At 65.5% G+C, this 24,184-nt stretch carries 23 protein-coding genes and 1 pseudogene; 10 read left to right on the top strand and 14 right to left on the bottom strand.

Annotated elements, in window-relative coordinates; all coding sequences use genetic code 11:
- Nucleotides 1–12: 12 nt before the first annotated feature.
- The 3 genes from nusB to hisG form a co-directional block, all read right to left on the bottom strand.
- On the bottom strand, nucleotides 13–468 hold the full coding sequence (nusB, locus tag U1769_RS20355; RefSeq protein ID WP_332719711.1) for a transcription antitermination factor NusB: 456 nt from the start codon (nucleotides 466–468) through the stop codon (nucleotides 13–15).
- Entirely contained in the window at nucleotides 465–1,775 is a 1,311-nt protein-coding gene (hisD, locus tag U1769_RS20350; RefSeq protein ID WP_332719709.1) for a histidinol dehydrogenase, read from the bottom strand. The genes nusB and hisD overlap by 4 nt, the downstream gene beginning before the upstream one ends.
- A gap of 127 nt (nucleotides 1,776–1,902) precedes the next feature.
- Nucleotides 1,903–2,565, bottom strand: a complete 663-nt coding sequence (gene hisG / locus U1769_RS20345) for an ATP phosphoribosyltransferase (protein WP_332719707.1) — start codon at nucleotides 2,563–2,565, stop codon at nucleotides 1,903–1,905.
- Nucleotides 2,566–2,626: 61 nt separating this feature from the next.
- Here hisG and U1769_RS20340 point away from each other — a divergent pair, with 61 nt between their 5' ends.
- Nucleotides 2,627–3,724: a DUF2332 domain-containing protein gene (locus U1769_RS20340; protein ID WP_332719705.1), complete on the top strand. Its 1,098-nt coding sequence runs from the start codon at nucleotides 2,627–2,629 to the stop codon at nucleotides 3,722–3,724.
- Between the two features lie 147 nt (nucleotides 3,725–3,871).
- Nucleotides 3,872–6,382 (top strand): TonB-dependent receptor, encoded by a 2,511-nt coding sequence (locus U1769_RS20335; protein WP_332719703.1) that lies wholly within the window; start codon nucleotides 3,872–3,874, stop codon nucleotides 6,380–6,382.
- Nucleotides 6,383–6,430: 48 nt separating this feature from the next.
- Here U1769_RS20335 and U1769_RS20330 read toward each other — a convergent pair whose 3' ends face one another.
- Nucleotides 6,431–6,580 carry a hypothetical protein gene (locus tag U1769_RS20330; RefSeq protein ID WP_332719701.1) on the bottom strand — a complete coding sequence of 50 codons (150 nt, stop codon included), beginning with the start codon at nucleotides 6,578–6,580 and terminating at the stop codon, nucleotides 6,431–6,433.
- Nucleotides 6,581–6,645: 65 nt separating this feature from the next.
- Nucleotides 6,646–8,280 carry a Na+/H+ antiporter gene (locus U1769_RS20325; protein WP_332719699.1) on the bottom strand — a complete coding sequence of 545 codons (1,635 nt, stop codon included), beginning with the start codon at nucleotides 8,278–8,280 and terminating at the stop codon, nucleotides 6,646–6,648.
- Between the two features lie 219 nt (nucleotides 8,281–8,499).
- Here U1769_RS20325 and U1769_RS20320 point away from each other — a divergent pair, with 219 nt between their 5' ends.
- The 7 genes from U1769_RS20320 to U1769_RS20290 all read left to right on the top strand — a co-directional run bounded on the left by U1769_RS20320 (nucleotide 8,500) and on the right by U1769_RS20290 (nucleotide 17,927).
- Entirely contained in the window at nucleotides 8,500–10,860 is a 2,361-nt protein-coding gene (locus U1769_RS20320; RefSeq protein ID WP_332719697.1) for a TonB-dependent receptor, read from the top strand.
- A 90-nt stretch (nucleotides 10,861–10,950) separates the two neighbouring features.
- Nucleotides 10,951–12,198, top strand: coding sequence for a spinster family MFS transporter (locus tag U1769_RS20315; protein WP_332719695.1), 1,248 nt, complete (start codon nucleotides 10,951–10,953; stop codon nucleotides 12,196–12,198).
- Nucleotides 12,195–13,823 carry a carboxylesterase/lipase family protein gene (locus U1769_RS20310; RefSeq protein ID WP_332719693.1) on the top strand — a complete coding sequence of 543 codons (1,629 nt, stop codon included), beginning with the start codon at nucleotides 12,195–12,197 and terminating at the stop codon, nucleotides 13,821–13,823. Before U1769_RS20315 ends, U1769_RS20310 begins: the two co-directional genes overlap by 4 nt.
- Nucleotides 13,820–15,409: an AMP-binding protein gene (locus tag U1769_RS20305; protein WP_332719691.1), complete on the top strand. Its 1,590-nt coding sequence runs from the start codon at nucleotides 13,820–13,822 to the stop codon at nucleotides 15,407–15,409. Before U1769_RS20310 ends, U1769_RS20305 begins: the two co-directional genes overlap by 4 nt.
- The gene (locus tag U1769_RS20300; RefSeq protein WP_332719688.1) at nucleotides 15,399–16,151 is read left to right on the top strand and encodes a TetR/AcrR family transcriptional regulator; all 753 of its coding nucleotides are present in this window, start codon (nucleotides 15,399–15,401) and stop codon (nucleotides 16,149–16,151) included. Before U1769_RS20305 ends, U1769_RS20300 begins: the two co-directional genes overlap by 11 nt.
- A gap of 123 nt (nucleotides 16,152–16,274) precedes the next feature.
- Nucleotides 16,275–17,168 (top strand): SDR family NAD(P)-dependent oxidoreductase, encoded by an 894-nt coding sequence (locus U1769_RS20295; RefSeq protein ID WP_332719685.1) that lies wholly within the window; start codon nucleotides 16,275–16,277, stop codon nucleotides 17,166–17,168.
- An 84-nt stretch (nucleotides 17,169–17,252) separates the two neighbouring features.
- The gene (locus tag U1769_RS20290; RefSeq protein ID WP_332719683.1) at nucleotides 17,253–17,927 is read left to right on the top strand and encodes a fumarylacetoacetate hydrolase family protein; all 675 of its coding nucleotides are present in this window, start codon (nucleotides 17,253–17,255) and stop codon (nucleotides 17,925–17,927) included.
- Between the two features lie 2 nt (nucleotides 17,928–17,929).
- On the opposite strand, the gene U1769_RS20285 is transcribed toward U1769_RS20290, so the two are convergent.
- From U1769_RS20285 to U1769_RS20265, 5 genes are all read right to left on the bottom strand, one after another.
- Nucleotides 17,930–18,823, bottom strand: coding sequence for an alpha/beta fold hydrolase (locus U1769_RS20285; protein ID WP_332719681.1), 894 nt, complete (start codon nucleotides 18,821–18,823; stop codon nucleotides 17,930–17,932).
- Nucleotides 18,824–18,958: 135 nt separating this feature from the next.
- Nucleotides 18,959–19,858, bottom strand: coding sequence for a pirin family protein (locus tag U1769_RS20280; RefSeq protein ID WP_332719679.1), 900 nt, complete (start codon nucleotides 19,856–19,858; stop codon nucleotides 18,959–18,961).
- On the bottom strand, nucleotides 19,855–20,301 hold the full coding sequence (locus U1769_RS20275; protein ID WP_332719677.1) for an NUDIX hydrolase: 447 nt from the start codon (nucleotides 20,299–20,301) through the stop codon (nucleotides 19,855–19,857). Before U1769_RS20275 ends, U1769_RS20280 begins: the two co-directional genes overlap by 4 nt.
- Entirely contained in the window at nucleotides 20,298–20,999 is a 702-nt protein-coding gene (locus U1769_RS20270; protein ID WP_332719675.1) for a glutathione S-transferase, read from the bottom strand. Before U1769_RS20270 ends, U1769_RS20275 begins: the two co-directional genes overlap by 4 nt.
- A gap of 2 nt (nucleotides 21,000–21,001) precedes the next feature.
- On the bottom strand, nucleotides 21,002–21,286 hold the full coding sequence (locus U1769_RS20265; RefSeq protein ID WP_332719671.1) for a BolA family protein: 285 nt from the start codon (nucleotides 21,284–21,286) through the stop codon (nucleotides 21,002–21,004).
- A gap of 40 nt (nucleotides 21,287–21,326) precedes the next feature.
- On the opposite strand from U1769_RS20265, the gene U1769_RS20260 reads away from it, so the two are divergent.
- Nucleotides 21,327–21,938: a J domain-containing protein gene (locus tag U1769_RS20260; protein WP_332719854.1), complete on the top strand. Its 612-nt coding sequence runs from the start codon at nucleotides 21,327–21,329 to the stop codon at nucleotides 21,936–21,938.
- Nucleotides 21,939–21,956: 18 nt separating this feature from the next.
- Here U1769_RS20260 and U1769_RS20255 read toward each other — a convergent pair whose 3' ends face one another.
- From U1769_RS20255 to U1769_RS20240, 4 genes and pseudogenes are all read right to left on the bottom strand, one after another.
- A complete protein-coding gene (locus U1769_RS20255; RefSeq protein ID WP_332719669.1) occupies nucleotides 21,957–22,445 on the bottom strand; it encodes a VOC family protein in 489 nt (162 codons plus the stop codon).
- Nucleotides 22,446–22,473: 28 nt separating this feature from the next.
- The gene (locus U1769_RS20250) at nucleotides 22,474–23,268 is read right to left on the bottom strand and encodes a VOC family protein (protein WP_332719667.1); all 795 of its coding nucleotides are present in this window, start codon (nucleotides 23,266–23,268) and stop codon (nucleotides 22,474–22,476) included.
- Between the two features lie 33 nt (nucleotides 23,269–23,301).
- A complete protein-coding gene (locus U1769_RS20245; RefSeq protein ID WP_443030434.1) occupies nucleotides 23,302–23,703 on the bottom strand; it encodes a DUF1428 domain-containing protein in 402 nt (133 codons plus the stop codon).
- Nucleotides 23,704–23,721: 18 nt separating this feature from the next.
- Nucleotides 23,722–24,015 (bottom strand): annotated as a pseudogene (locus tag U1769_RS20240) (DUF1428 domain-containing protein); the annotation flags it as partial.
- Nucleotides 24,016–24,184: the final 169 nt, after the last annotated feature.

Raw genomic sequence — 24,184 nt, 5'->3', positions numbered from 1 at the left:
TCCGGGGGAGGATTAAGAGCGAACATCCTTCGCGATCGCATCGAGCAGACCGTTGACGAAACCGGCCTCGCGCTTGTCGAAAAAGGCGTGCGCGACATCGACATATTCCGTGATCACCGTCGCCGTCGGCACGTCGGCCCGCGCGATCAGCTCGTACGTCCCCGCGCGCAGGATCGCGCGCATCGAGCGGTCGAGCCGTTCGAGCGCCCATCCCTTGGCCAGCTTGCCCGCGATCGCCACGTCGATTTCGCCCTGGCGCGCGGTGGCACCCTTCACGATATCATCGAAGAAATCGACCTCGGCTTCGGCATATTCAGCGTCCTCGATCGTCGCGCCGAGCCGATGCTGGTGGAATTCGTGCAGCAGCTTGGCGACCGGCGTTCCCTCCATCTCGTGCTGATAGAGCGCCTGGGTGGCGGCAAGCCGCGCGGCGGCGCGGGCCTTGGATCGGGCGTTCAACTTGGTCATAGATTCAATTCCGTCTGGTCACCCGCGAGGCGGAGCGCCACTGATTTCGCATGGGCGGGAAGCCCCTCCGCCTCGGCCAGCGCTACGGCCGCCGGGCCGACCGCGCTCAGCGCCGCTTGGTCGAGCTGGAGGAAGCTGGTGCGTTTCATGAAGTCGAGCACCGAGAGGCCCGACGCGAAGCGGGCGCGCCGGCCGGTCGGCAGGACATGGTTGGGCCCGGCGACATAGTCGCCGATCGCCTCGGGCGTGTGCCGGCCCAGGAATACGGAGCCTGCATGGCGCACGCGGTCGAACAGCGCCTGCGGATCGTCGCACGCCAGTTCGAGATGTTCGGGTGCGAGCCGGTCGACCAGCGGGATCGCCTCGAACAGGTCGGCGGTGACGATGATCGCCCCGTTCGCGTCCCAACTCGCCCGAGTCACCTGCGCGGTGGAGAGTTGACCGATCTGAAGATCGACTGCCTCGGCCACTGCCTTGCCGAACGCGGCATCGTCCGTGAACAGGATCGACTGGCTGGTCGGATCATGCTCGGCCTGGCTCAGCAGGTCGGCCGCGATCCAGTGCGGATCGTTCTTTCCATCCGCCACCACCACGATCTCGCTCGGCCCGGCGACCATGTCGATCCCGACCACGCCGTAAAGCTGGCGCTTGGCCTCGGCGACCCAGGCATTGCCCGGCCCGGTGATCACATCGACTGCGGCGATCCGGCCGGTGCCATAAGCCAGCGCCGCGATCGCCTGCGCCCCGCCGATCCGCCAGATCTCGTCCACGCCGGCGATATGGGCAGCGGCCAGCACCAGCGGATTGACCTCGCCATCGGGCGTCGGCGTCACCATCACCAGCCGCTCGACTCCGGCCACCTTGGCGGGAATCGCGTTCATCAGCACCGAGGAAGGATAGGCAGCGCGACCGCCCGGGATGTAGATGCCGGCATTCTGAATCGCGTTCCACCGGGCGCCCAGCCTGACGCCGGCGGAGTCGATCTCGTCGCTGTCCGCTGGCTTCTGCTTGAGGTGATAGGTGGCGATGCGTTCCGCCGCGAGCTCCAACGCCGCGCGCAGTTCCGGCTCGAGCCCGTTCAGTGCGGCAAGCCAATCGGCCTTTTCGATCCGCCAGCCGGTAGCGTTGAGATCGTGCCGGTCGAACTTTTTCGTGAATGCCTGCACCGCCGCATCACCCTCGTCGCGCACGCTTGCGACGATGGTCCGCACGTCCCGCGCGACATCCGCGTCGGCCTCGCGACGCGCGTTGACGAGGGTGGTGAAGGCCCGTTCGAATCCAGGCTCAGAGGTGGAGAGCCGGATCACTTCAAGCCCCTCCCCTTCAGGGGAGGGGTTGGGGTGGGGCATCTCCACACCCACGAACGATGAAGGATGAATAGAGGCCCCACCCCCAACCCCTTCCCTGAAGGGGAGGGGAGATTGGAGGGGCCGCTCACGCCGCCTGCTCCATCGCCACGGCCCGCCGGAACGCCTCGACCAGCGGCACTATCTCTGCCCGGGTCTTGAACGCAGCCCGGTTGACGATCAGCCGCGAGGTGACTTCGGCAATCACCTCGACTTCGACCAGCCCGTTCTCCTTCAGCGTCTTGCCCGAAGAGACGAGATCAACGATCCGCGGTGCCAGGCCCAGCGTCGGGGCCAGTTCCATCGCGCCGTTGAGCTTCACGCACTCGGCCTGGACGCCGCGTGCCTCGAAATGGCGCCGCGTGACATAGGGATATTTGGTCGCGATCCGCACATGGCTCCAGCCGCGCGGATCGTCCGTCTCGGCCATGTCGGCCGGCTCGGCGACTGACAGCCGGCAATGCCCGATCCCCAGGTCGACCGGCGCATAGAGCTCCGAATAGTCGAACTCGGCCAGCACGTCGGACCCGACGATGCCGAGCTGCGCCGCGCCATGCGCGACGAAGGTCGCGACGTCGAACGCGCGTACCCGGATCAGGTCGATCCCGGGGTTGCTCGTCGAAAAGCGCAGCGCCCGGCTGTCCTCGTCGCCGAACGCGGCTTCGGGTGTGATCCCGGCACGCTCGAGCAGCGGCACTGCCTCGGTGAGGATGCGCCCTTTGGGGACGGCGATGATGATCGGATCGGCCATGAGTGAGCGGGGCTTTACTTGCGGCCCCTCGCGGGCGCAACAGACGCGGCACGGAGGCCCTATGAACGAGCAGAATGTCCGCGGCGCATTTTTGATCCAGGAACATTATTGCAAGGCGATGGACGCGCCGGTCTATGCGCGGATCTGCGCCGCGCTGGCGCGGGGACTAGACCGGGACAGCAGGGTTGGCGCAGCGCTGCTCGATTGGCCGGGCGAGCCGACGCGCGACGCTGTTCCGCTGCGACTCGTCGGGGGATTGCACGCGCTGGTCCTCGCCGGCCAGGATGCCGGGCTCGCCGCGGTTTTCGACGGCGCGGTGTCCGATCCCGATGCGGTGCAGGCTGAACTGGCCCGAGTCCTTGTCGAGCATGATGCCGCGCTGCTGCCCTGGCTCGACGGTCCGCCCCAGACCAATGAGCCCGGGCGTTCGGCGGCACTGATGACCGGTCTGCTCGAGATCGCGCGGCGCCACGGTCCGCGAATCGAGCTGCTCGAAATCGGATCGAGCGCCGGCCTGAACCTGATGATCGATCGGTACTGCTTCGATCTCGGCGGCACCCTGGTCGGCCCGGCTTCGTCTCCGGTCACGATCGTGCCCGAATGGCAGGGGCCGCCTCCGCCGGTCGTACCGATCGAGATCGTCAGCACTCGCGGCTGTGACATCAAGATCATAGACGCGACGGATCCGGCCGCGGCAGCGCGGCTCGCCGCTTATGTCTGGGCCGAGAAGCCAGACCGCGCGGCGCGCCTCGCGGCTGCGATCTCCATGCTGCGCGAGCGCCCGGTCCGGCTCGAACAAGCCGATGCCGCGGATTGGATGGAGGCTCGCCTCGCCGAACCCCAGGCGGCCGGGACGACGCGGGTGCTGATGCATTCGGTGGTCTGGCAATATCTCCCCGAGCCGGTGGCCGAGCGGATCAGGGTCGCGATGAAGGCCGCAGGCGCGCGCGCCACGGCCGAACGCCCGCTCGGCTGGGTTATGATGGAGCCGGATCGCGCACTGGCGCATCAGGTGGTCCGCGTGCGCAGCTGGCCCGGCGACGGAGCGTGGCAGACGGTGGCGACGTCGCACGCTCATGCCGCATGGATCAATGTCGGCCTGCCCGAACGCGATCGGGTCGGAATCGCCTTGCCGGAAGGGGCTAAAATCTCGGTCTGAGCCACCCGAAACGTCACTCCGGCACTTTCCAAAATACAATCGCTTGTGAATGTATCCGCGCGACCACCACGTTGCGTAACGGTTAATCTGTGATAATATGACCGTAACGGCCGTTAAAAAGGTCGGGGGAAAAATGGAGGGGAAGGCATGCCGAAGATATCGCGCGTGCTCGCATTCGCTGCCCTGTCAGCGATCGCGGCCGCACATCCTGCCGTTGCGCAGGAAACACCAACAGCCGCGGAAGACACGCAGGACCAGGCGTCGCCCGAAATCGTGGTGACCGCGCAGTTCCGCGAACAGCGCCTCCAGGACATTCCGCTCGCGATCACGGCGGTGAACGCCGCGATGCTCGAGTCGCGCGGCCAGACCAGCGTCGCCGATGTCGCCGCGCAGGCGCCGAACGTCACCCTTGCGCCGCAGGGCCAGCAAAACGGTTCAGGCCTGATCGCGTTCATCCGCGGCGTCGGCCAGACCGATTTCAACTTCGCGCTTGAGCCCGGCGTCGGCATCTATGTCGACGACGTCTATATCCCGACGCTGACCGGATCGCTGCTCGATCTGATGGATCTCGACCGGGTCGAGGTGTTGCGCGGTCCGCAGGGCACGCTGTCCGGCCGCAATGCGATCGGCGGCGCGATCAAGCTGTTCTCGACCAAGCCGCAGGGGGACGGCCATGGATCGGTCCAGGCCACTTATGGTTCATTCAACCGGATCGACGTGCGCGGCACGGCCGATTTCAAGATCACCGACACGCTGTTCGCCCGCGTCTCGGGCGTCACCAAGAACCGCGACGGCTATATCAAGCGGCTCGATTACAAGCTGACTCATCCGAGCGTCGATATCCCCACCAATGCGCAGGGCAGCAATCCGCTTCTGGGGACGTTGGGCGGCACATCCTATGCCGCCGCCCGGCTGTCGCTGCGCTGGCAGCCGACCGCGACCATCGATATCAATGTCGCGGGCGATTATACCCGCGATCGTTCGGATGCCGGCGCTTCGGTTCTGCTGTATGCGAACAACCCGGCGGTGAACGCCGATGGCCAGCCCTGGCTGCCCAATTCGACCGGCGGCGTCATTCCGCAAAATTGCATGTTCGTGCCCAACGGTCGCAATTCCTGCGACACGCTGACCGGCTATGACCGGCGCTATGTAAGCTATGCGACGTTCCTCGACCGGACGCCCGCGACCAGCCAGGCGCCGTTCAAGCCGCTCGCGCTCGATCCGCACCAGGATCTCGACAATTACGGCGTGTTCGGCACGGTCGACGTCGAACTGAGCGACGATTTCCAGCTCAAGTCGATCACTGCCTGGCGCCATTATATCTCCGACTGGGCACAGGACGTCGACAATACGCCGATCGCCAACCAGCAGCTCAACCAGCGGCTGGAGAACGACCAGTTCAGCCAGGAATTGCGGCTGAACGGCAAGGCGCTGAACGGCGCGATCGATTTCACGCTGGGCGGCTTCTATTTCAAGCGCGACGGCACGCTGATGGCGCGGGTCGATCTGAATTATGCCGGCATCGATTTCCTGCACGGACCGGATCCGACGCCGGCCTCGAACAAGGCGCTGTTCGGCAATGCCACCTGGCACGTGACGGATGCCTTCAACCTCACCGGCGGTGTCCGCGCCTCCTGGGACAAGAAGGATTATGTCTTCTTCCGCCGCAATCCGGATCTCACGGTGCCGGGCGTCTGCGCCTTTTTCCTCGGCGCGCCGACGGCCGGCCCGACCGGTATCGGCAATGCGCCGAACTGCCTGCTGGTCGGTCTCAACAACGTGGCGGCCGGTTTCAAGTCGAGCCGGTTCGACTGGCGCGTTGCGGCCGATTACCGGTTCTCGCCCGAACTGATGGTTTATGCGCAGGTGGCGACCGGCTACCGCGCGGGCGGCGTCAATCCGCGGCCGTTCTTCGGCCCGTCGAGCCCGAACAATCAGGTCAAGAGCTTCAAACCGGAAACGCTGACGGCTTATGAGGGCGGGTTCAAGGCCGATCTGTTCGACCGCAAGCTGCGGCTGAACGTTTCGGCCTTCTACAATGATTACAAGGATATCATCCTCACTTTGTCGGCCTGCCCGATCTCGCCGTGCCTCCAGCCGAACAATGTCGGCGCGGCACACGTCAAGGGCTTCGAGGTCGAGACGTTCATCCGCCCGGTCCCCGGCCTCACGCTCGACGGGGCGCTGAGCTATCTCGACTTCAAATACACCAAGTTCACCGCCGATACGGTCGCGCTGGGCGGTATCACGCTCGATATGGTCACGCCGTTCACCCCGACATGGAAATGGAGCGGCGGCATCCAGTACGACATCCAGGATGTGCTGGGCGGCAAGCTCTCGGGGCGCTTCGACGGCTCCTATCAGAGCCACATCTATACCGAGGCGATCAACTATGATTCAGTCGTGGTGCCCACCCAGGCGGGCGGTCCACTGCCCACACTGGTCGCCTCCAACCGGATCGACGGCTATTTCCTCGGCAATGCCCGGTTGAGCTGGACGGCGCCGGAGAATGACTGGTCCGTGTCGCTTGAGGTGCAGAACCTGTTCGGCAAATATTATTTCATGTCGCTGTACGAGCAATATGCCAGCCCGAAGACCATTTCCGGTGCACCGGGTCTGCCGCGGACCTGGTCGGTGACGCTCAAGAAGACCTTCTGATCGGAAAGCCGGTGGCCTCCCGCGCGAGCGGGAAGGCGCCGGCCCGTGTCATTCCGGCCGCGGCGACGGCACGGCGATCGACGGCGGGTCGCTGGCGGGAAAGCTTTCCTCCAGCGCTTCGTCGATCAGTTCCTCGACATGTTCGCGGCGGCGCTCTTCCGTCCGCTCGCCCGGTATGTCCTTTGCGCGATCGGTCATGACGCGACTCCTTTGGAGTATCGTATCCGACTGTGGGATTCGCACCAAGTGGATCGGCGTACGGTTCAGGCCTTGTAGCGCACTTCCAGCAGGTCGAGTTCGCGGACCAGCTTCTGCGCCGTTTCGCTGCCGACCTCGCGGTCGCGCGCCAGGCGGAAGATCTCGTCCCGCTCCGCCTGCAACCCGGCGAGCCGCAGGTCGCGCTCGATCAGGTCGTTCCGCCGCGCTTCGCGGGCTTCCTTGCCCTGGTAGCTGCGGCTTTCGATCCGTTCGCGGTACAGGTCCATGATGCGGCCGCCGGCGGTGGCAAAGACGTCGGCATCGTTGCGGCCCTCTGCCAGCGCATGCTGCTTCTGCTCGATCGCGCGGATTGCTGCCTCTGCGGCGGCGACTCGGGCGCGGTCTTCCTCGGCCTGTTTCGACGGCTCGGCAGGCATCGTCAGTCCCTTCAGCAGCAGCGGCAGACCCAGGCTTGCGGCGATCAGCGAGAACAGGATCACCCCAGCCGCCAGGAAGATCGCCAGGTCGCGGGCCGGGAAGGGCGATCCGTCACCCAGCGCCATCGGGATCGTCAGCACGCCCGCCAAAGTGATGGTGCCGCGCACGCCTGCGAACGACATCGCCGCCACCAGCCGCCAGTCGGGGTGCCGAAAGGGAATCTCGGCGCGGCGCCGGAACAGGGTGAGGCGGAACGAAGCCCACACCCAGGCGAAGCGCAGTGCGCCCAGTCCGCCCGCGATCGCCAGCACATAGATGCCCAGCCACCATGGATTCGCGTGGCCAGTGAGCTTCACCGTCTCACGTGCTCCCGCCAGGATCGCCGGTAGCTGCTCGCCGAGCAAGACGAAGATGATGCCGTTGAGCGCGAACTGAATCGTGTCCCACACTGAATTGCGCCGCATGCGAGTCACCGCCAGCGCCTGACGGGAGATCTCGGCGAAACTCATCGTCACACCGGCGCTGACCGCGGCGAGGATGCCCGAACAGTGGAGATGCTCGGCCGCCAAATAGGAAGCGAAGGGGATCAGCAGGCTGATCAGGATCTGCGAGCCCGTCTCCTCGCCGAAGCGTGCCGTGACCCACGCCTTTGCCCGGGTGACGGCGAGCGTCACCACCACGCCGGTGATCAGACCGCCGATCGCTACCCAGGCGAAGTTCAGTGCCGCATCCGCCAGCGAGAAGCTGCCAGTCAGCGCGGCGGCGATGGCGAAGCGCAGACAGACCAGGCCAGACGCGTCGTTGAGCAGCGATTCGCCCTCCAGGATGTGCATCATCCGCTTGGGAATCGGCACGCGCGCGGCGATGGCCGAAACGGCGATCGGGTCGGTCGGGGAGACGACGGCCGCCACCGCAAAGGCGACCGCCAGCGGCATCGCCGGGATCAGCCAGTCGATGAAGAAGCCCATGCCGACCACCGTCAGCAGGACAAGGCCGAGCGCGAGCTCGACGACGGTGGAGGCGTCCTTGAGAAGCTCGTCCTTCGGGATGCGCCAGCCATCCAGGAACAGCAGCGGCGGCAGGAAAAGCAGTAGGAAGAGTTCCGGATCGAGCTCGACGCGGACGTTCGCGGCCAGCCCGATCACCGCGCCGAGCGCGATCTGGACGATCGGGGCTGGAATCGACACCGGCAGCATGCGGGAGATTGCTGCGCTGATGACCACTGCCAGCAACAGGATCAGCACGACCGAAACGATTTCCAACCACCTGCTCCCTCGCAGCGCGCATCGCCAGCCGATCCGGCGCCGCCCGCGCTCCTTGCAAGGAAAAATCGTTCACGCAAAGGCCCGTTGCCGTCGGCGGCTTGCACGATCGGTAACAATATTCACACGCACGATAGTGAGTGTTGACATCGCCTCATTCCGGTTGCAGTTTGATCTCAAGAAGCCGCCACTCACGAGCGGCCTCGTGGGAGAGAGAATATGAGGGCAATCCTTCTTGCATCGGCCGCTGCCGCCGCCTTGGCCGTCATTCCCTCGGCGTACGCGCAGGACGCCGCGCCGGTCGCCCAGGACAGTGCACCGACATCCGATTCCCCCCGTCAGGGTGAGACCGATGCGCTCGGCAACGACATCATCGTCACTGCCACCCGCCGCAACGAGCGCATCCAGGATGTGCCGCTCAGCATCTCCGCCTTCTCTCAGGAGCAGTTGACCGAAAAGGGCATCGTCGGTTTCGAAGGCATCGCCCGCGAGACGCCGGGCGTGGTGCTCAATCGCCCGACCCAGAACTTCAACAATTTCACGGCGCGCGGCATCGCCACGAACGGCTACAACGCCAATCTGCAGAGCTCGGTCGCGGTCTATATCGATGAGCTGCCGGTTTCGACGATCGGCAATACCACCGTGGTCGATCCCAATCTGTTCGATGTCGAGCGCGTGGAGTTCCTGCGTGGGCCGCAGGGCACGTTGTTCGGATCCGGCTCGCTGTCGGGCGCGATGCGCATCCTGACCAAAAGCCCGAATCTTTACGACTTCGACGTCTCGGGGCTCGCCGATATCGGCCTCACCGGGTCGGATTCGCTGCGCCAGCGCTATAATGTGATGGTCAACGTCCCGATCATATCCGAAAAGCTCGCGGTCCGCGGCGTCGGCTTCTATCGTCACGAGGAGGGCTATCTCGACAATGTCGGGACGGGTGTCCACAATTCGAACACGCTGGTCGATTGGGGCGGGCGCCTCGTCGCGCTGTGGCGGCCGACCGATCGTCTCTCGATCAAGCTGCTCGGTTCCTACGAGAACAGCAATCCGAAGGATTCCTCGCTGACCAGCCCTTCGCTCGGTCGCGAAAAGCGGGTTTCGGATCAGCCGGATCGCTTTACCGGCAAGCAGACCGTGCTCAACGGGACGCTCGACTATGAGTTCGATTTCGCCAAGCTGACCAGTTCATCGACCTATTCGAAGTTCGACCAGCGCTTCTGGGTCGATCTGGCGGGCACCTTCGCGCCCGGATCCTTTGCCGGCGCGCCGATTGCCTTCGGCCTCGACGCCAATGCCTATGACAAGGTGTTTGTGCAGGAGACCCGGCTGGTCTCGTCGCTCGACGGCCCGTTCCAGTTCGTGCTGGGCGGCTTCTATCTCAACCGCCGCCGCGACGTGGATTATTTCTACCGCTCCAACCCCGAATTTCTGGCGGCAAGGAACATGACCGGGCTTCCCGACCAATACTACCAGAAGCAGTACACGCACCAGATCAGCGAGGAACTCGCCGGGTTCGGCGAGCTGACCTATCGCTTCTCGCCCAAGTTCTGGCTGACTGGCGGGATGCGCTACGGCCGCATATCGGCGCAGGGCTTCACCGAAGCGGGAGGATATCTCGCCACCGCACCGAGCTTCCTCAATCTCAACTATCTGTCGGCAGCATTGGCCGGTCTCCGCGGGCCGACCGGAGCCTATCTGCCGGTCGCCTTCACTCAGTTGACGCCGTACGCTGCCGTCACCGGCGTCAAGGCATCCGGATCCAAGCCCTCATGGAAGGCAAGCGCCAGCTTCAAGCCGACCGACTCGGTGACGACCTATGCGACCTTCTCAACCGGCTTCCGCGCCCCGATCGTCAACGCGTTCGCAGGCCGCCCCAGCCTGACCAACCCCAACGACATCATCATTCCCAACGGCGCGTCTTCGGACGACTTGAAGAGCTATGAGATCGGGGCGAAGGGACGGTTCCTCAACGGCCAGGTGACGATCAACGTCGCTGCCTATCAGATCGACTGGAACAATATCCAGGCACAGGCCAATCGCGTATCGGATTCGGTGCAGTTCGCCACCAATATCGGTGGAGCACGGAGCAAGGGCTTCGAAGTCGAGATGGGCATCATCCCCGCCAAGGGCGTCTTTCTGGGCCTGAACGCCGCGTACAACGATTCGAAGATTACTAAGCTCAGCCCGACCGAAGCCGCCATCTCCGGCGCCGTGCTCGGTCATCGGCTCTCCGCACCCCGGCTTCAGGGCGCGATCTACGCGTCCTATGGCTTCGATCTCGGCAATGAGACCAAGGCGAACCTGGCGGTCAACGCCCAATATGTCGGGTCGTACAACAGCTCCTTCCCGAACACCCCGGGTGCGCCGACCGTGCGGCTGGCGACCTTCGGGGAGACCGACGAATATGTGAACACCAACCTGACCCTGGGGCTCAAGCGCGGAGACATCTCGGCGCAGCTCTATGTCGAAAACGTGTTCGACGATCATTCGGTCGTCTACATCCATCCCGAGGCATTTTTCGTCAGCCGCTTCGGTACCTTGCGGCCGCGTACCGTGGGCATCCGCCTCGGCTACGGGCTCTGATCGGTGGCGGCCGGTTCCGTTCCTGCGATTGGCGCCACGGAGCCGGCTGACGCTAGCTCCCCCCGGGCCGGAGGGGCGCGCCCGGGGGTGATGCTCTTCGTGCTCACCTTCGTTTATGTGCTGAACTTTCTCGATCGGCAGCTGATCGGCATCCTTGCCAAGCCGATTCAGGACGCGCTGCACGTGAGCGATGGCCAGCTCGGCCTGATCGGCGGCCTGTATTTCGCGATGTTTTATTGCTTCATCGCCATTCCGGTCGGCTGGCTCGCTGACCGCACCAATCGCGTCAACGTCCTGTCACTCGCCTGCGCGATCTGGAGCGGCGCGACGATCGCCTGCGGTATGGCAGGGAATTACACGCAGCTCGTGGTTGCGCGCATGGCTGTAGGTTTCGGTGAAGCCGGCGGCGTGCCGCCGTCCTATGCGATCATCACGGACAGCTATCCTCCCGGCAAGCGCGCCGCGGCGCTCGGTATCTTCAATCTCGGGCCGGCGATCGGCGCCGCCATCGGTGTCGCCTTCGGCGCGGCGATCGCTGAGCGGTTCGACTGGCGCATGCCATTCATCATCATTGGCATCATCGGCATCGTCACCGCGCTGCTGGTGCGGATACTGGTCCGCGAGCCCGAACGCGGCGCGACCGATTCGGTCCGCGCAAGCGACGGCACCGACAAGGCCGCGTTCTGGCCCACCTTGCGGATGTTCTTTTCGCATCCGGTGCTGATGCTGGCGGCGCTGGGAAGCGGCGCGACTCAGTTCGTCACCTATGGCCTTGGCAATTTCGCGGTGCTGTTCCTGATGCGCGACAAGGGCATGGTGCTGAGCGAAGTCGCGGTCTGGTACGCGCTGGTGCTGGTGCTTGGCATGGGCGGTGGAATGGTCATTTCCGGCCGGGTGATCGATCGCATGACGCGCAAATCGCGCGCCGGCTATGCCATCGCGCCGGCACTCTCGCTCGCGGTGGCGATGCCCTTCTATCTCGCCTTCATCTGGGCGCCGACCTGGCCGCTCGCGCTGGCGCTGCTGGCGGTGGTGATGATGTTCAACTATTTCTATCTCTCGGCGTCGGTGGCGCTGGTGCAGGATGAAGTGAAGCCCAATCAGCGCGTGCTCGCGGGCGCGCTGCTGCTGCTGGTAATGAACTTCATCGGATTGGGGCTCGGGCCGACCTGGGTCGGCCAGGCGAGCGACTGGTTCAAGGCGCATGGCCATGCGCAATATCTGCAATCGGCGCTGTACACGCTGACACCCTTCTATCTGATCGCGATCGCGCTCTTCCTCTGGCTCGCGCGGATCCTGCGTCGCGAGAGCCGCAATTCCATCGAGATTCCCGCATGAAACCAATTTACATTGCCGCGCTCGCGGCCTTCCTGTTCGCCGCCGGACCGGCACTCGCTCAGTCGTCCGTGGTCGATGCGCCGGCGGGAACCGTACAGGGCAGCGTCCAGGGCGACGTCCGCGTCTTCAAGAGCATCCCCTATGCCCAGCCGCCGGTGGGGGCGATGCGCTGGAAGGCGCCAGTCGCGCTTCCGGCCTGGCAAGGGGTGCGCAAGGCAACCGACTTCGGCCCAGCCTGTGTCCAGCTGCACGCCAAAGCGATCGGCATCTACACCAATCCGCCCGCGAAGATGAGCGAGGACTGCCTGACGCTCAACATCTGGGCGCCGAAGGATGCGAAGAACCTGCCGGTCTTCCTCTGGATTCATGGCGGTGCGCTGGTCAGCGGCTACAGCCATGAGGCGACCTATGACGGCGCGCGCATGGCGGGGAAGGGCGTGATCGTCGTCTCGATCAATTACCGGCTCGGCGTGCTCGGCTATCTCGCGCATCCGGCGCTCAGCGCTGAATCGTCCGATGCGATCTCCGGCAATTACGGCCTGCTCGATCAGATCGCTGCGCTCGGCTGGGTGAAGCGCAACATCGACGCATTCGGCGGGGATGCCGGCAACGTGACGATCGCGGGCGAATCGGCCGGCGGGCTCAGCGTCATGTACCTGATGGCCTCGCCCCGCGCGCGCGGGCTGTTCCACAAGGCGATCGCTGAAAGCGCCTATATGATCTCGACGCCCGAGCTGAAACAGACGGCGCACGGCATGCCTTCCGCCGAGGCTGCCGGAACTCAGATCATGACGGCGCTGGGTGCCGCCGATCTGTCGGCGCTGCGGGCGATGGATGCGGAGAAGCTCACTGATTCGGCTGCTGCCAAGGGCTACGGTCCGTGGGGCGCCGTCGACGGCAAGGTGCTGACGCGCCAGCTCATCGACACCTGGAATCGCGGCGAGCAGGCGCCTGTCCCGATCCTTGCCGGCTTCAACAGCGGCGAGATCCGGTCGCTGCGCATCCTGCTGCCACCGGCGCCGACGAATGCTGCCGCTTATGAGGCGGCGATCCGTAAGAGTTATGGCGATCTCGCCGACTATTATCTCGGGCTCTATCCATCGGGGAGGATCGACGAGAGCATGCTCGCCAATACCCGCGACGCGCTGTACGGCTGGACCTCGACGCGCCTGGCGATCGGCCAGACCGCGATCGGCCAGCGCGGCTATCTCTATCTGTTCGATCACGGCTATCCGGCGGCGGACGATAACGGGCTGCACGCGTTCCATGCCTCGGAACTGCCCTATGTCTTCGGCACGGCCGGCCAGACGCCGCCTTATTGGCCGAAAGTGCCCGATACGCTGGCCGAACGCCGCCTGTCCGATGCGATGATGAGCTATTGGGCGACGTTCGCCACGACCGGCGATCCTGTCGCCAAGGGCCAGCCCGCCTGGCTGCCATACGGCAAGGATGCGAACTACATGGCCTTCGCCCAGGCGCCCGTGCCGGGCAAGAAGCTCTTTCCGGGCATGTTCGCGCTGCACGAAGCAACGGTTTGCCGTCGCTACGCGGCAGGCGACCAGCCCTGGAACTGGAATACCGGCGTTGTCTCCCCGGTGCTGGCAAAGGCGGCGGGCTGCAAATGATCGACGGAGAAATGCAGCCGTTCGATCTGACGCTCGACAAGTTCCTCGATCACGCCGCCAAATGGCATCCACAGGCCGAAGTCGTCACCGCGCGCGACGACGGCCGGATCGACCGGATCGGCTATGCGGCCTTGCGGGAGCGCAGCCAGCGCGTGTCGGTGGTGCTCCGCGAGCTGGGCGTCCGTCCGGGGGATCGCGTCGCGACCCTGGCCTGGAACAGTCAGGCCCATGTCGAGGTCTGGTACGCGATCATGGGCATGGGTGCGGTCTGCCACACGCTGAATCCACGCCTGACCGCGACCCGACTCGCCGCGATGGTGGCACAATCGGAGGTCCGCATCCTCGTCGTCAGCGCCGATCTGGCGCCGCTGGCGCGCGAGATCCTGGAGCGGGTGCCAACGATCGGCCGCCTGCTGATCATCGACGAGCCGGACGACCAGGTCGATCAGCCCTCCGGTACGGCGGTCGTCTCGGCGCTGGAACCGCTGATCGCCACGGCGCGGGGCAGTGTCGTCTGGGGCGATTTCGCCGAGACGACGCCGTCGGGACTGTGCTTCACCTCCGGCACTACCGGCGCGCCCAAGGGCGTCACCTATACGCATCGATCGAGCTTCCTCCACACGCTGCGCCTTCTGCAGGCCGATGTGATGGCGATCTCCGGCAAGGATAGCGTGCTCGTGGTGGTGCCGATGTTCCATGCCAATGCCTGGGGCCTGCCCTTTGCCCTGCCCGCAGTGGGGGGAAAACTGGTGCTGCCCGGGCGGCACGCCGATGGCGCCAGCCTCGCCCGGCTGATCGCCGCCGAAGCTGTGACGATCGCAGTCGGCGTCCCGACCGTTTGGCTCGGCCTGGTCGAGCATCTCGAGGCCAGTGGCGGCGAGCTGCCGACGCTCGAGCGGATCATCATGGGCGGCGCGCCGCTGGCCCCCGCGCTGATGGAACGGATCGAGCGCCGCCTGGGCGTGACGGTACAGACGAGCTGGGGCATGACCGAGCTTTCGCCCTCCGGCACGGTTTCGCCGCCGGCCGATCCGGCGCGCTCGGCCGCGCTGGCTGGGCGTCCGGCGGTGGGCGTCGATCTGCTGCTGACGGACGCGGCAGGCACGGCGTTGCCGCGCCAGCGCGATGTCGAAGGCCATTTGCGCGTGCGCGGCGCGGCGGTGATCGATCGCTATTTCGGCCAGGACGAAGCGGCGACGGATGCCGATGGCTGGTTCCCGACCGGCGATCTGGCGCGGATCGACGGGCAGGGCAATCTTGTCATCACTGGCCGCGCGAAGGATCTCATCAAGTCCGGCGGCGAATGGATCAACCCGGCCGAGATCGAGGCAGTGGTCGGCGCGTTGCCGCAAGTCTCGCTTGCGGCCGTGATCGGGCGATCTGATCCCAAATGGGGTGAACGCCCGATCCTCCTGGTCGAGATGCGCGAGGCGCAGCCGATCAGCGACGAGGCCCTGCTGGAGCCGCTGCGCGGGAAGGTCGCGCCATGGTGGATCCCGGACGCGGTCGTCCGTCTCGCGCAGATGCCACTGGCGTCCACCGGCAAGATCGACAAGATGCGTCTGCGATCCGAATATGGCGGTTGAGCAGGTGCAGGATTTGCTCGATGCGACCGAAGGGGCGAGCGAAAGGCTGTTAGTGTCCGAAGACGTCAAACCGCGGCGACGCTCCACCAAGGCCGAACAGCGCGCCGACATGATGGAACAGATCCTCGACGCGGCCGAATATCTGTTCTCGAAGCACGGGCTTTACGGCGTGACGCTGAAGGACGTGGCGCGGCGGGTCGGCGTCCACCACACGCTGTTGAACTATTATTTCGAGGACAAGAAGAAGCTGTTCGATGCGGTGTTCGCCCGCCGTGCGGTGGTCACCAGCGAACGCCGGATGAAGGCGCTCGACGAATATGAAGCCGCGACCGGGGGCAGCCCGACGGTCGAGGGGGCGTTGCGCGCGTTCCTCGATACCGATCTCGATCTCTATATCGAGGGCGGGGAAGGCTGGAAGAATTACGCCGCGCTCGGCGCGCAGGTGGCCAACGCCCCCGAATGGGGTGCCGAGCTGATGGACGAACATTTCGATCCGGTCGTTCTGCGGCTGATCGCCCTGCTCGAACGGGCCCTGCCCGAGTCCTCGCGGGAAGACATTTTCTGGGGCTATCACTTCGTCACCGGCGCGCTGATGCTGACCCTCGCGCGCACCGGGCGCATCGACAAGCTTTCCGGGGGCCTGTGCAAGTCCGAGGATTTCGTGGCCGTGAAGGAACGCATGGCCAGCTTCATGGCGGCGGGTTTCCTCGGCGTATGCCGGTCCCGCGCGAAGCCGGTTTAGCGAGAGGCGCAGGACGTCGATGACCGGCTTCTTCCAGGTCGGGAAGTGCAAAAGATATTAACTAGCTTGAGAGTGAAGAAATCTGCAATTAGACCGTCAGGTCCAAAAAGGGAGGAGCATCACATGTCACTCAATGGACGCGTCGGGATCGTCACCGGCGCCGGGGGCGGGCTGGGCCGGCAGCACGCGCTGTTTCTCGCGCGCCACGGCGCCCGGGTCGTCGTCAACGATCTCGGCCAGGAAGCGGCCGATCGTGTCGCGGCGGAGATCGTGGCGGCCGGCGGTGAGGCGCTTGCCATAACCGCATCGGTCACTGACGAGGCCGGCGTCGCGGCAATGGTCGCCCGCACCATGGATCGCTGGAGCCGGGTCGACATCCTGGTCAACAATGCCGGCATCCTGCGCGACAAGAGCTTCACGAAGATGAGCCTCGACGATTTCCGCCTGGTGGTCGACGTCCACCTGATGGGTGCCGCGGTCTGCACCAAGGCAGTGTGGGAGATCATGCGCGATCAGCGCTTCGGGCGAATCGTGATGACGACGTCCTCGTCCGGGCTCTACGGCAATTTCGGCCAGGCCAATTACGGCGCCGCCAAGATGGCGCTGGTCGGCCTGATGCAGACGCTCGCGATCGAAGGCGAGAAATACGGCATCCGCGTCAACTGCCTCGCGCCGACCGCAGCAACGCAGATGACTCATGGCGTGCTGTCCGATACCAGCCTCGACCTGCTCGATCCCGCCCTGGTAAGCCCCGCGCTGCTCGCTCTGGTTGCCGACGATGCGCCGACCCGGGCGATCCTCTGCGCCGGTGCGGGCCATTTCGCGCGGGCCAGCATCACCCTGTCGCAGGGCCGCCATGTCGGCGCCGGCCAGGATGCCGGCGAGCAGGTCGTTCGCCACTGGGATGAGATATCCGATCGGGCAGGGGAGATCGTACCCGATTACGGCTTCACCCAGGCCGAGCGCGAACTGGCCAGCGCTGGGCTCGTCACGCCAGTGATGGCGGCGTCGCACTGATATCCGGCGGGTTGCAGCGATCGCGGTGGAGCGGCTAGGCGGCGGGGTAGGGGGCGCCTGCAGTCGCCCGGAGAAAGGAACGCCATGCTCCTGCCAGAGGTCGACCGTCCCACCATCGCCATCGCCGGATCGAGCGACCGGTTTCCCGTGCGGCGAATTTACTGCGTCGGCCAGAATTACGCCGATCACGCGCGGGAAATGGGTTCCGATCCGACGCGCCAGGCGCCCTTCTTCTTCGCCAAGCCCGGCGACGCCGTGGTGCCCGACGGCAGCGCGCTGCCATTCCCCACCCGGACTGCCGATCTGCACCATGAGGTCGAACTGGTGGTGGCGCTGGGCGCCGGCGGAAGCGACATCGCCCCCGACGCGGCCGAGCGGCTGATCTTTGGCTATGCCGTCGGCATCGATCTCACGCGCCGCGATCTTCAGGCGGAAGCGAAAAAGGCCGGACGGCCTTGGGACATGGCCAAGGGTTTCGACCGGTCGGCGCCGATTGGGCCTATCACACCGGGCGTTCCCCCGGCGCGGGGTGCGATCGCGCTGACGGTCGATGGCGAAATGCGCCAGCGCGGCGATCTTGATCAGATGATCTGGAACGTGGCCGAGATCATCGCGACGCTGTCGACCTTCGTCGAGCTGCGCGGCGGCGATCTCATCTTCACGGGAACGCCGGCGGGCGTCGGGCCGATCCGCGCGGGCCAGGTCGTACGGGCCACGATCGACGGTGTGCAGCCGCTCGAAATCAGCTTCGACGCCTGACCTTATCCGGGCGTCAGCCAGTCCCGTATCGCCTCGGTCACTGCCTCGGGCGCTTCCCATGGCACGAAATGCCCCGCCGCGACCTTCACCAGCGTCAGATTGGGCACCAGCGCATCGAGACCGTCAAGCTGGCTCGGCAGCAGCGCCTTGTCGTCCATACCCCAGATCACCAATGTCGGCTGGGTGACCGGCGGGAAGGGCGCGCTCAGAAACGCCGGGCGCTCGGGCGTCTCGTCCATCCCGGGCACCACGATCCTGCTCGCGCGATACCAGTTGAGCATCGCCGTCATCGCGCCGGGCTGGCTCCATTCGTCGAGATAGGCGGCCTTCTCGCCCGCGACCTTCTCGAAATCGGTGTGGCGCAGGAAGCTGCCGTCGAAAAAGGCGGGCAGGCCGATCGATTCGATATGGCGTTCGAGCGCTGGATTGCGGAAGGCAGTGATATATTGGCTGGCCTCGCGCTGGGCCAGATCGTCGAACAGGCTACGCTGGAAGACGAAGGGGTGCGGCGCGTTGACGATGATCAGCCGCGCGATCCGGTCGGGCCGGGCCAGCGCCGCCATCCAGGCGATCGCCCCACCCCAGTCATGACCGACCAGCGTGAAGGTCGCGCTCCCGAAATGGTCGGCCAGCGCGATCAGGTCGCCGACCATCTTGTCCGGGGTATAGTCGCTGACGTCGGCGGGTTTCGACGACCGTGCAAACCCACGCTGGTCCGGCGCGAGCACAAAATGGTCTTTGGCCAGTTCGGGAATCTGGTGCCGCCAGGTACGGTGGGATTCCGGAAAGCCGTGCAGCAGGATGATCGCGGGGTTCGCCGGATCGCCGGCGACCGCGACGTCGAGGGTTACGCCGGTGGGCAGGTCGATACGTTGGAGCTCGAAAGCATCGGGCATGGCTCTCTCCTTAAGCCCCTCCCCTTCAGGAGTGGGGCGGCAGCCCTGTCCCCCGGACAGGGCCAAGAGCCGCCGCACTGGGGTGGGGTGGGGCATTCCCCGGCGACGGCGTTTGTGATCCCATCCCCTACAAGGTTACGGATAGCTCACCGTCTTCGGCACGGCCGGGATCGGGATGAATTCCTTCTCGTCCCCGGGCACCTTCGGAAACCGGCCGGCATTCCAGTCGTCCTTGGCCTGGTTGATCCGCTCCCGGCTCGACGAGACGAAGTTCCACCACACATGGCGTGGCGTGGTGAAGGCGTCGCCGCCGCACAGCATCACCCGGCCGCCGCTGCATGAAGTGAGCGACGTCGCGATCCCCGGCTTCAGCACGTAGAGTACCATCGGTTCCAGCGGCACGCCGTCGAGACTCGCCTCGCCGATCGCGAGATACACCGCGCGCTCTTCGGCATCGGCATCCACCGGCACCACACCGCCCGCATCGAGTACGATGTCGGCATAGATCGTTCCGGCATAGGTCGTGGTCGGCGCGGTCGCGCCCCACAGGCTGCCCATGATGATCCGCGCGCGCGCGTTTGGCGTATCGATCACCGGCAGATCGGCCTTGGCGACATGCTCGAACGCCGGGTCCATCTCCTCGTTCGCCTCGGGCAAGGCGATCCAGGTCTGGATGCCGGAAAGATCGGGTCCCTGCGCGCGCTGCCCTGCGGGCGAGCGCTCCGAATGGACGATGCCGTGTCCGGCGGTCATCAAATTCACCGCACCCGGCTCGATCGTCGCGAAAGTTCCGAGCGAGTCGCGATGGTCGATCGCGCCCTCGAACAGATAAGTGACGGTGGCGAGGTTGATATGCGGATGCGGTCGCACGTCGATGCCTGTGCCCACTTCGAGATGCGCCGGCCCCATCTGGTCGAAGAACAGGAACGGCCCGACCATCGTGCGCGGGCGTGAGGGGAGGGTGCGGTGCACCTTGAACCCGCCCAGGTCATGCGTGGTTGGCAGGATGGTCTGCAGCACGAAATCGTCGATCATGAAGGCGCTCCGTCCAGGCCCAGGAGGATCTCCGCGAGGTCCTCCGGATAGATCAGTTCATCGTGCGCGGCGATGGCCGCGCGGTCAAACCATTGCCAGTGCTGCATCACCCGGCGTTCGAGCTCGGTGTGCCGCGCCGTGTCGATATCGGCCGAGTCGGTGCGGATCAGGAAATAGCGCTCGTCGGCGGTGACCCGCACGCCCTCCAGGGTGACGAACTCGACCAGCCGCTGGAAAATCTCGGGCCCGGGCTCGGCATGGATACCCGTCTCCTCGATCAGCTCGCGCCGCGCTGCCTCTTCATAGCTCTCGCCCGGATCGACCGCGCCGCCCGGCGTCGCCCAGAAGGGCGGCCGGTCGGCGGCGACGAAGCGGAACAGCAGCACCCGCCCCGCGGGATCCATCAGCAGAATGCGCGCCGCCGGGCGCTCGGCCAGGCTCACGCCGCGTCGAGCTCGGGATAATGGCGGAAGATGCCGTCCTCGTTGAGCGGGATGCGTTGCTCGCTCGTCAGATAGGTCGCGATGCCCGGCAATTCGGCGACCCTGTCGTGCACGCCGATCACCCCCGGATACTCCCCTTCGACTGCCGCCATCCGCCTGGGGAACATGTAGCGCAGTCCCTCGACGATCTGGAACAGCGACGTATCGCCATAGCTCCACCGCTCGCCGGTCAGCCAGTCGCCAGTATGGGCGCTCGCGGCGGCCTCGAAATATTCGAGGAATTTCGGGATCCGCTCTTCGCGCATGGTCTTGGCGGCCCGCGCAGCCTCGGGCTTCTGGTCGCGATAATAGTCGGAAATGCTCACCGGGTGATGCACATTATGCACCTCGGAGACGAGATCGGCGATGGTCAGCTGCAACTGGTTCACCCAATGCCGCTGCTTGGCCGGCACCAAGTCATGCTGTTCGCCCAGATACAGCAGGATGTTGGCGACTTGTGCGATCGTCTCGCCTTCCAGCTCCAGATAGGGCGGGGCGAATGGACCCGCGTCGCCGTGCCGCTCCATATTGGCCATCAGCGCCTCTTCGTCGGTCTCCCGCGCGCAATCGCGGTACGCGATGCCCGCTGCCTCGAGCGGCAGCCGCACGAATTCGCCGCGCCCCTGGATCGAGGGCCAGTACCAGAGCCGATAGGCCATGCTCATTCTCCCGGTGCGCGCGCCCGGATCGCGAGCGCATGGATGCGCGAGGATAACAGCTCGGCGAGCGCCTGGTTCACCAGCCGCTGGCGCTGAACGCGATTCAACCCGGCAAAGGCCGCACTTTCGACGATCACGGTAAAATGCGATTCGCCCGTGCCGTCATCGCCCATATGGCCGGCATGCTGGCCGCTGTCGTTCACCACCTCCAGATGCGTCGGATCGAGCGCGGCGGTGAGACGGGACGCGATTTCGGACGCGACGGAGCCGGTGGCGAGATTTGTCATCGCGCCTATATAGGCCGCTTTGTCGAATTCGGGGAGCCGCGTGGCGCGGGATAGCGAAAAGAAGGATCGGCCCAATGCCCGCTTCCACGGTCGCGTGGAAGGGACTGGACGGCTGTGCGCTGAACCGGGCTGCGAAGCCCCGGGCGAATTCCGCGCGCCGCCCGAAGAGGGCGCGCCCGCTGACCATGAAGGGCCGCGACCCTATCGCTGGTTCTGCCTCGATCATGTCCGTGCGTTCAACGCGCGCTACAATTTCTTCAACGGCATGAGCGCCGACGAGATTCACGATGCGCAGCGCCCGTTCGCCGGCTGGGAACGCGAAACCCGTGCCTTCGCCCATGCCGGCGGGGCCGATCGCCCGCCCAAATGGGCCGATTTCAGCGACCCCCTCGACGCGATCGGCGCCCGCTTCCAGCGCCGGATGGAAACCGCCCGCAAGGATGGCCGGCCCTTGTCGGACACCGATCGCCGCTCGCTCCGGGTTCTCGGCCTGCCGACCGACGTCGATCGCCGCGGCCTGCGCCAGCGCTACGCCGAACTGGTCCGCCGCTATCACCCGGACCGCAACGGCGGCGACCGCAGCCACGAAAAGGCGCTGCAGGACGTGATCGCGGCTTATACCCAGCTCAAGGGCGCTGCGGCATTTGCGTGAAGCCGGCTGGAGCCTGGCTTACGCCACCACTTCCCCTGCGACCGCGCGCTCGATCGTGGCGATGTCGATTTTCCGCATCGTCATCATCGCGCCCATCGCGCGCGCCGCCGCCTCGCGGTCCGGGCTGGTCATCGCGTCGAGCAGCTGCTGAGGCGTGATCTGCCAGGACAGGCCGAACCTGTCCTTGCACCACCCGCACGCACTTTCCTCGCCGCCATTGTCGACGATCGCGCTCCAGTAGCGATCGGTCTCCTCCTGGTCCCGGGTATGGACGATGAAGGACACCGCCTCGTCGAGATGGAAATGCGGGCCACCGTTCAGGCCCAGGAACTTCATCCCCAGCACGGTGAAATCGACGGTGAGGACATCGTCCGCCTTGCCGCTGGGGTAATCGCGCGGTGCCCGGTGGACCGCATCGACATGGCTGTCGGGGAAAGTCTCGGCATAGAAATTGGCGGCCTGTTCCGCTTGTCCGTCGAACCACAGGCAGGGTGTGATCCTGGTCATTTCGCTCTCCTTGGTCGTCTGGATTGTCTCACGCGTTGCCCGGCCCGACCACGCCGAACATCACGCCGTGCGGGTCGCTGGCGACGATGATCCGGTCGCCGCCCGGCACTTCCATCGGCCCGGCATGGACGGTCCCGCCCTGCGCCGTCACCTTGGCAGCCGCCGCCTCGATGTCGGGCGCGCGGAAATAGAATTGCCAGGCGGAGGGCTGGGCGTTGGGCTGCCCGGGCGGGATCGTCTGCATGGTTGCGCCGATCGTCTGCTCGCCCGCCTGGATGAACACGTAATCGCCCAGCGGCCCCATTGGCATCTTGTCGGGATAGGTCCAGCCGAACACCGTCGCGTAAAAGGCGTTGGCCCCCGCCTGGTCGGGCGTCGACAGCTCGTTCCAGTTGCACTTCCCCATGCCCATCCGGTCCCATGCGGTGCTCTCGCCGTCTGAAGCCCCGCGCATCACATAGAAGGGGATGCCCTGCGGATCGGTGACCATTGCGACGCGTCCGACATTGGGGATGTCCCAGGCAGGCACCATCACGCCACCGCCCGCCGCCCTGATCTTCTCGACCGAGGCATCGACGTCGTCGACGCCGATATAGAAGAGCCAGCCGGGCTTCGCGCCGCCTGCGGTCATCTGCTCGGTCAGGTGGAATACGCCGCCGACGAACGCGCCTTCATTGCCGCTGTCGATCATGCGGTAATCCATCTCACCGTCGGGCTTGTCCTGCACCGTCCAGCCGATCACTTCGTCGTAAAACGCCTTGGACGCCTCGGGATCGGCTGACATCAACTCGTACCAGATTGGGGTGCCTTCGGGGTTGGGCATCGCGTCTCTCCTTGAGTTGGGTGTGGTGGGGCGTCAGGCGTCCAGCACGGGAACGAAGCCGCCATAGATCATGCGCTTGCCGTCGAACGGCATGTCCCCGTCCGGCTTCATGCGCTCGTCCTGCATCACTTTGGCCATGCCGGCGTCGCGGGTCGGCTTGTCGGGCCATTCGACCCAGGAAAAGACGATCTTCTCGTCGACCTGCGCCTGCACCGCGCCCTTGTAATCCGTGACGGTGCCGTCCGGCAGGTCGTCGCCCCAGGCTTCTACCACCCGCGTCGCGCCGTGATCGCGGAACACGGTCGATGCCAGGCTGGCCAGGCTGCGATAGGCATCCTTGCGTCCCTCGGCGACCGGCACGAGATAGCCGTCGACATAGCCCGGCGCGGCGCCGCCGCCATCGTCGAGCAAAGGCGCGAAGCCGCCGAAGATCATGCGCTTGCCGTCGAACGGCATCTCGCCCATTTCGCCCATGCGCGGATCTTCCATCATCTGCTGCATGCCGGCGGCATAAGCGTCCTTGGATGGCCACTCGACCCAGCTGAACAGCACGACCTCGTCGTCCTTGGCCTTCACGGCGCGCCGGAAGTCGGTGACCTTGCCCTCGGGCACTTCGTCGCCCCAATTCTCGACCATGCGAGTCATGCCGAAATCGCGGAACAGCGGCACCGCCGATGCGGCGTGATCGATATAGGCCTGCTTGTTCACCGCCGGCACCGCCAGCACGAAGCCCTGGATATAACTCATCGTCTCTCTCCTTATGGATTGCGCCCGTTGGTCAGGCGTCGGTGGGCGGGTCGTCGACCGCGCAAAACACGCTCAAGGGCTCGACGCCCGGCGCGGTCACGACGATCATCCCCGACATGAGTCCTTCTGCGTGGCCAGCGAATCGCCGTTTGACGGTGATGCCTCACGC

Origin of the sequence: Parasphingomonas zepuensis (assembly GCF_036663735.1) — a bacterium.
In the GTDB taxonomy this organism is placed as follows: Bacteria; Pseudomonadota; Alphaproteobacteria; order Sphingomonadales; family Sphingomonadaceae; genus Sphingomonas.
This window is presented reverse-complemented; position numbering and strand designations above follow the sequence as displayed.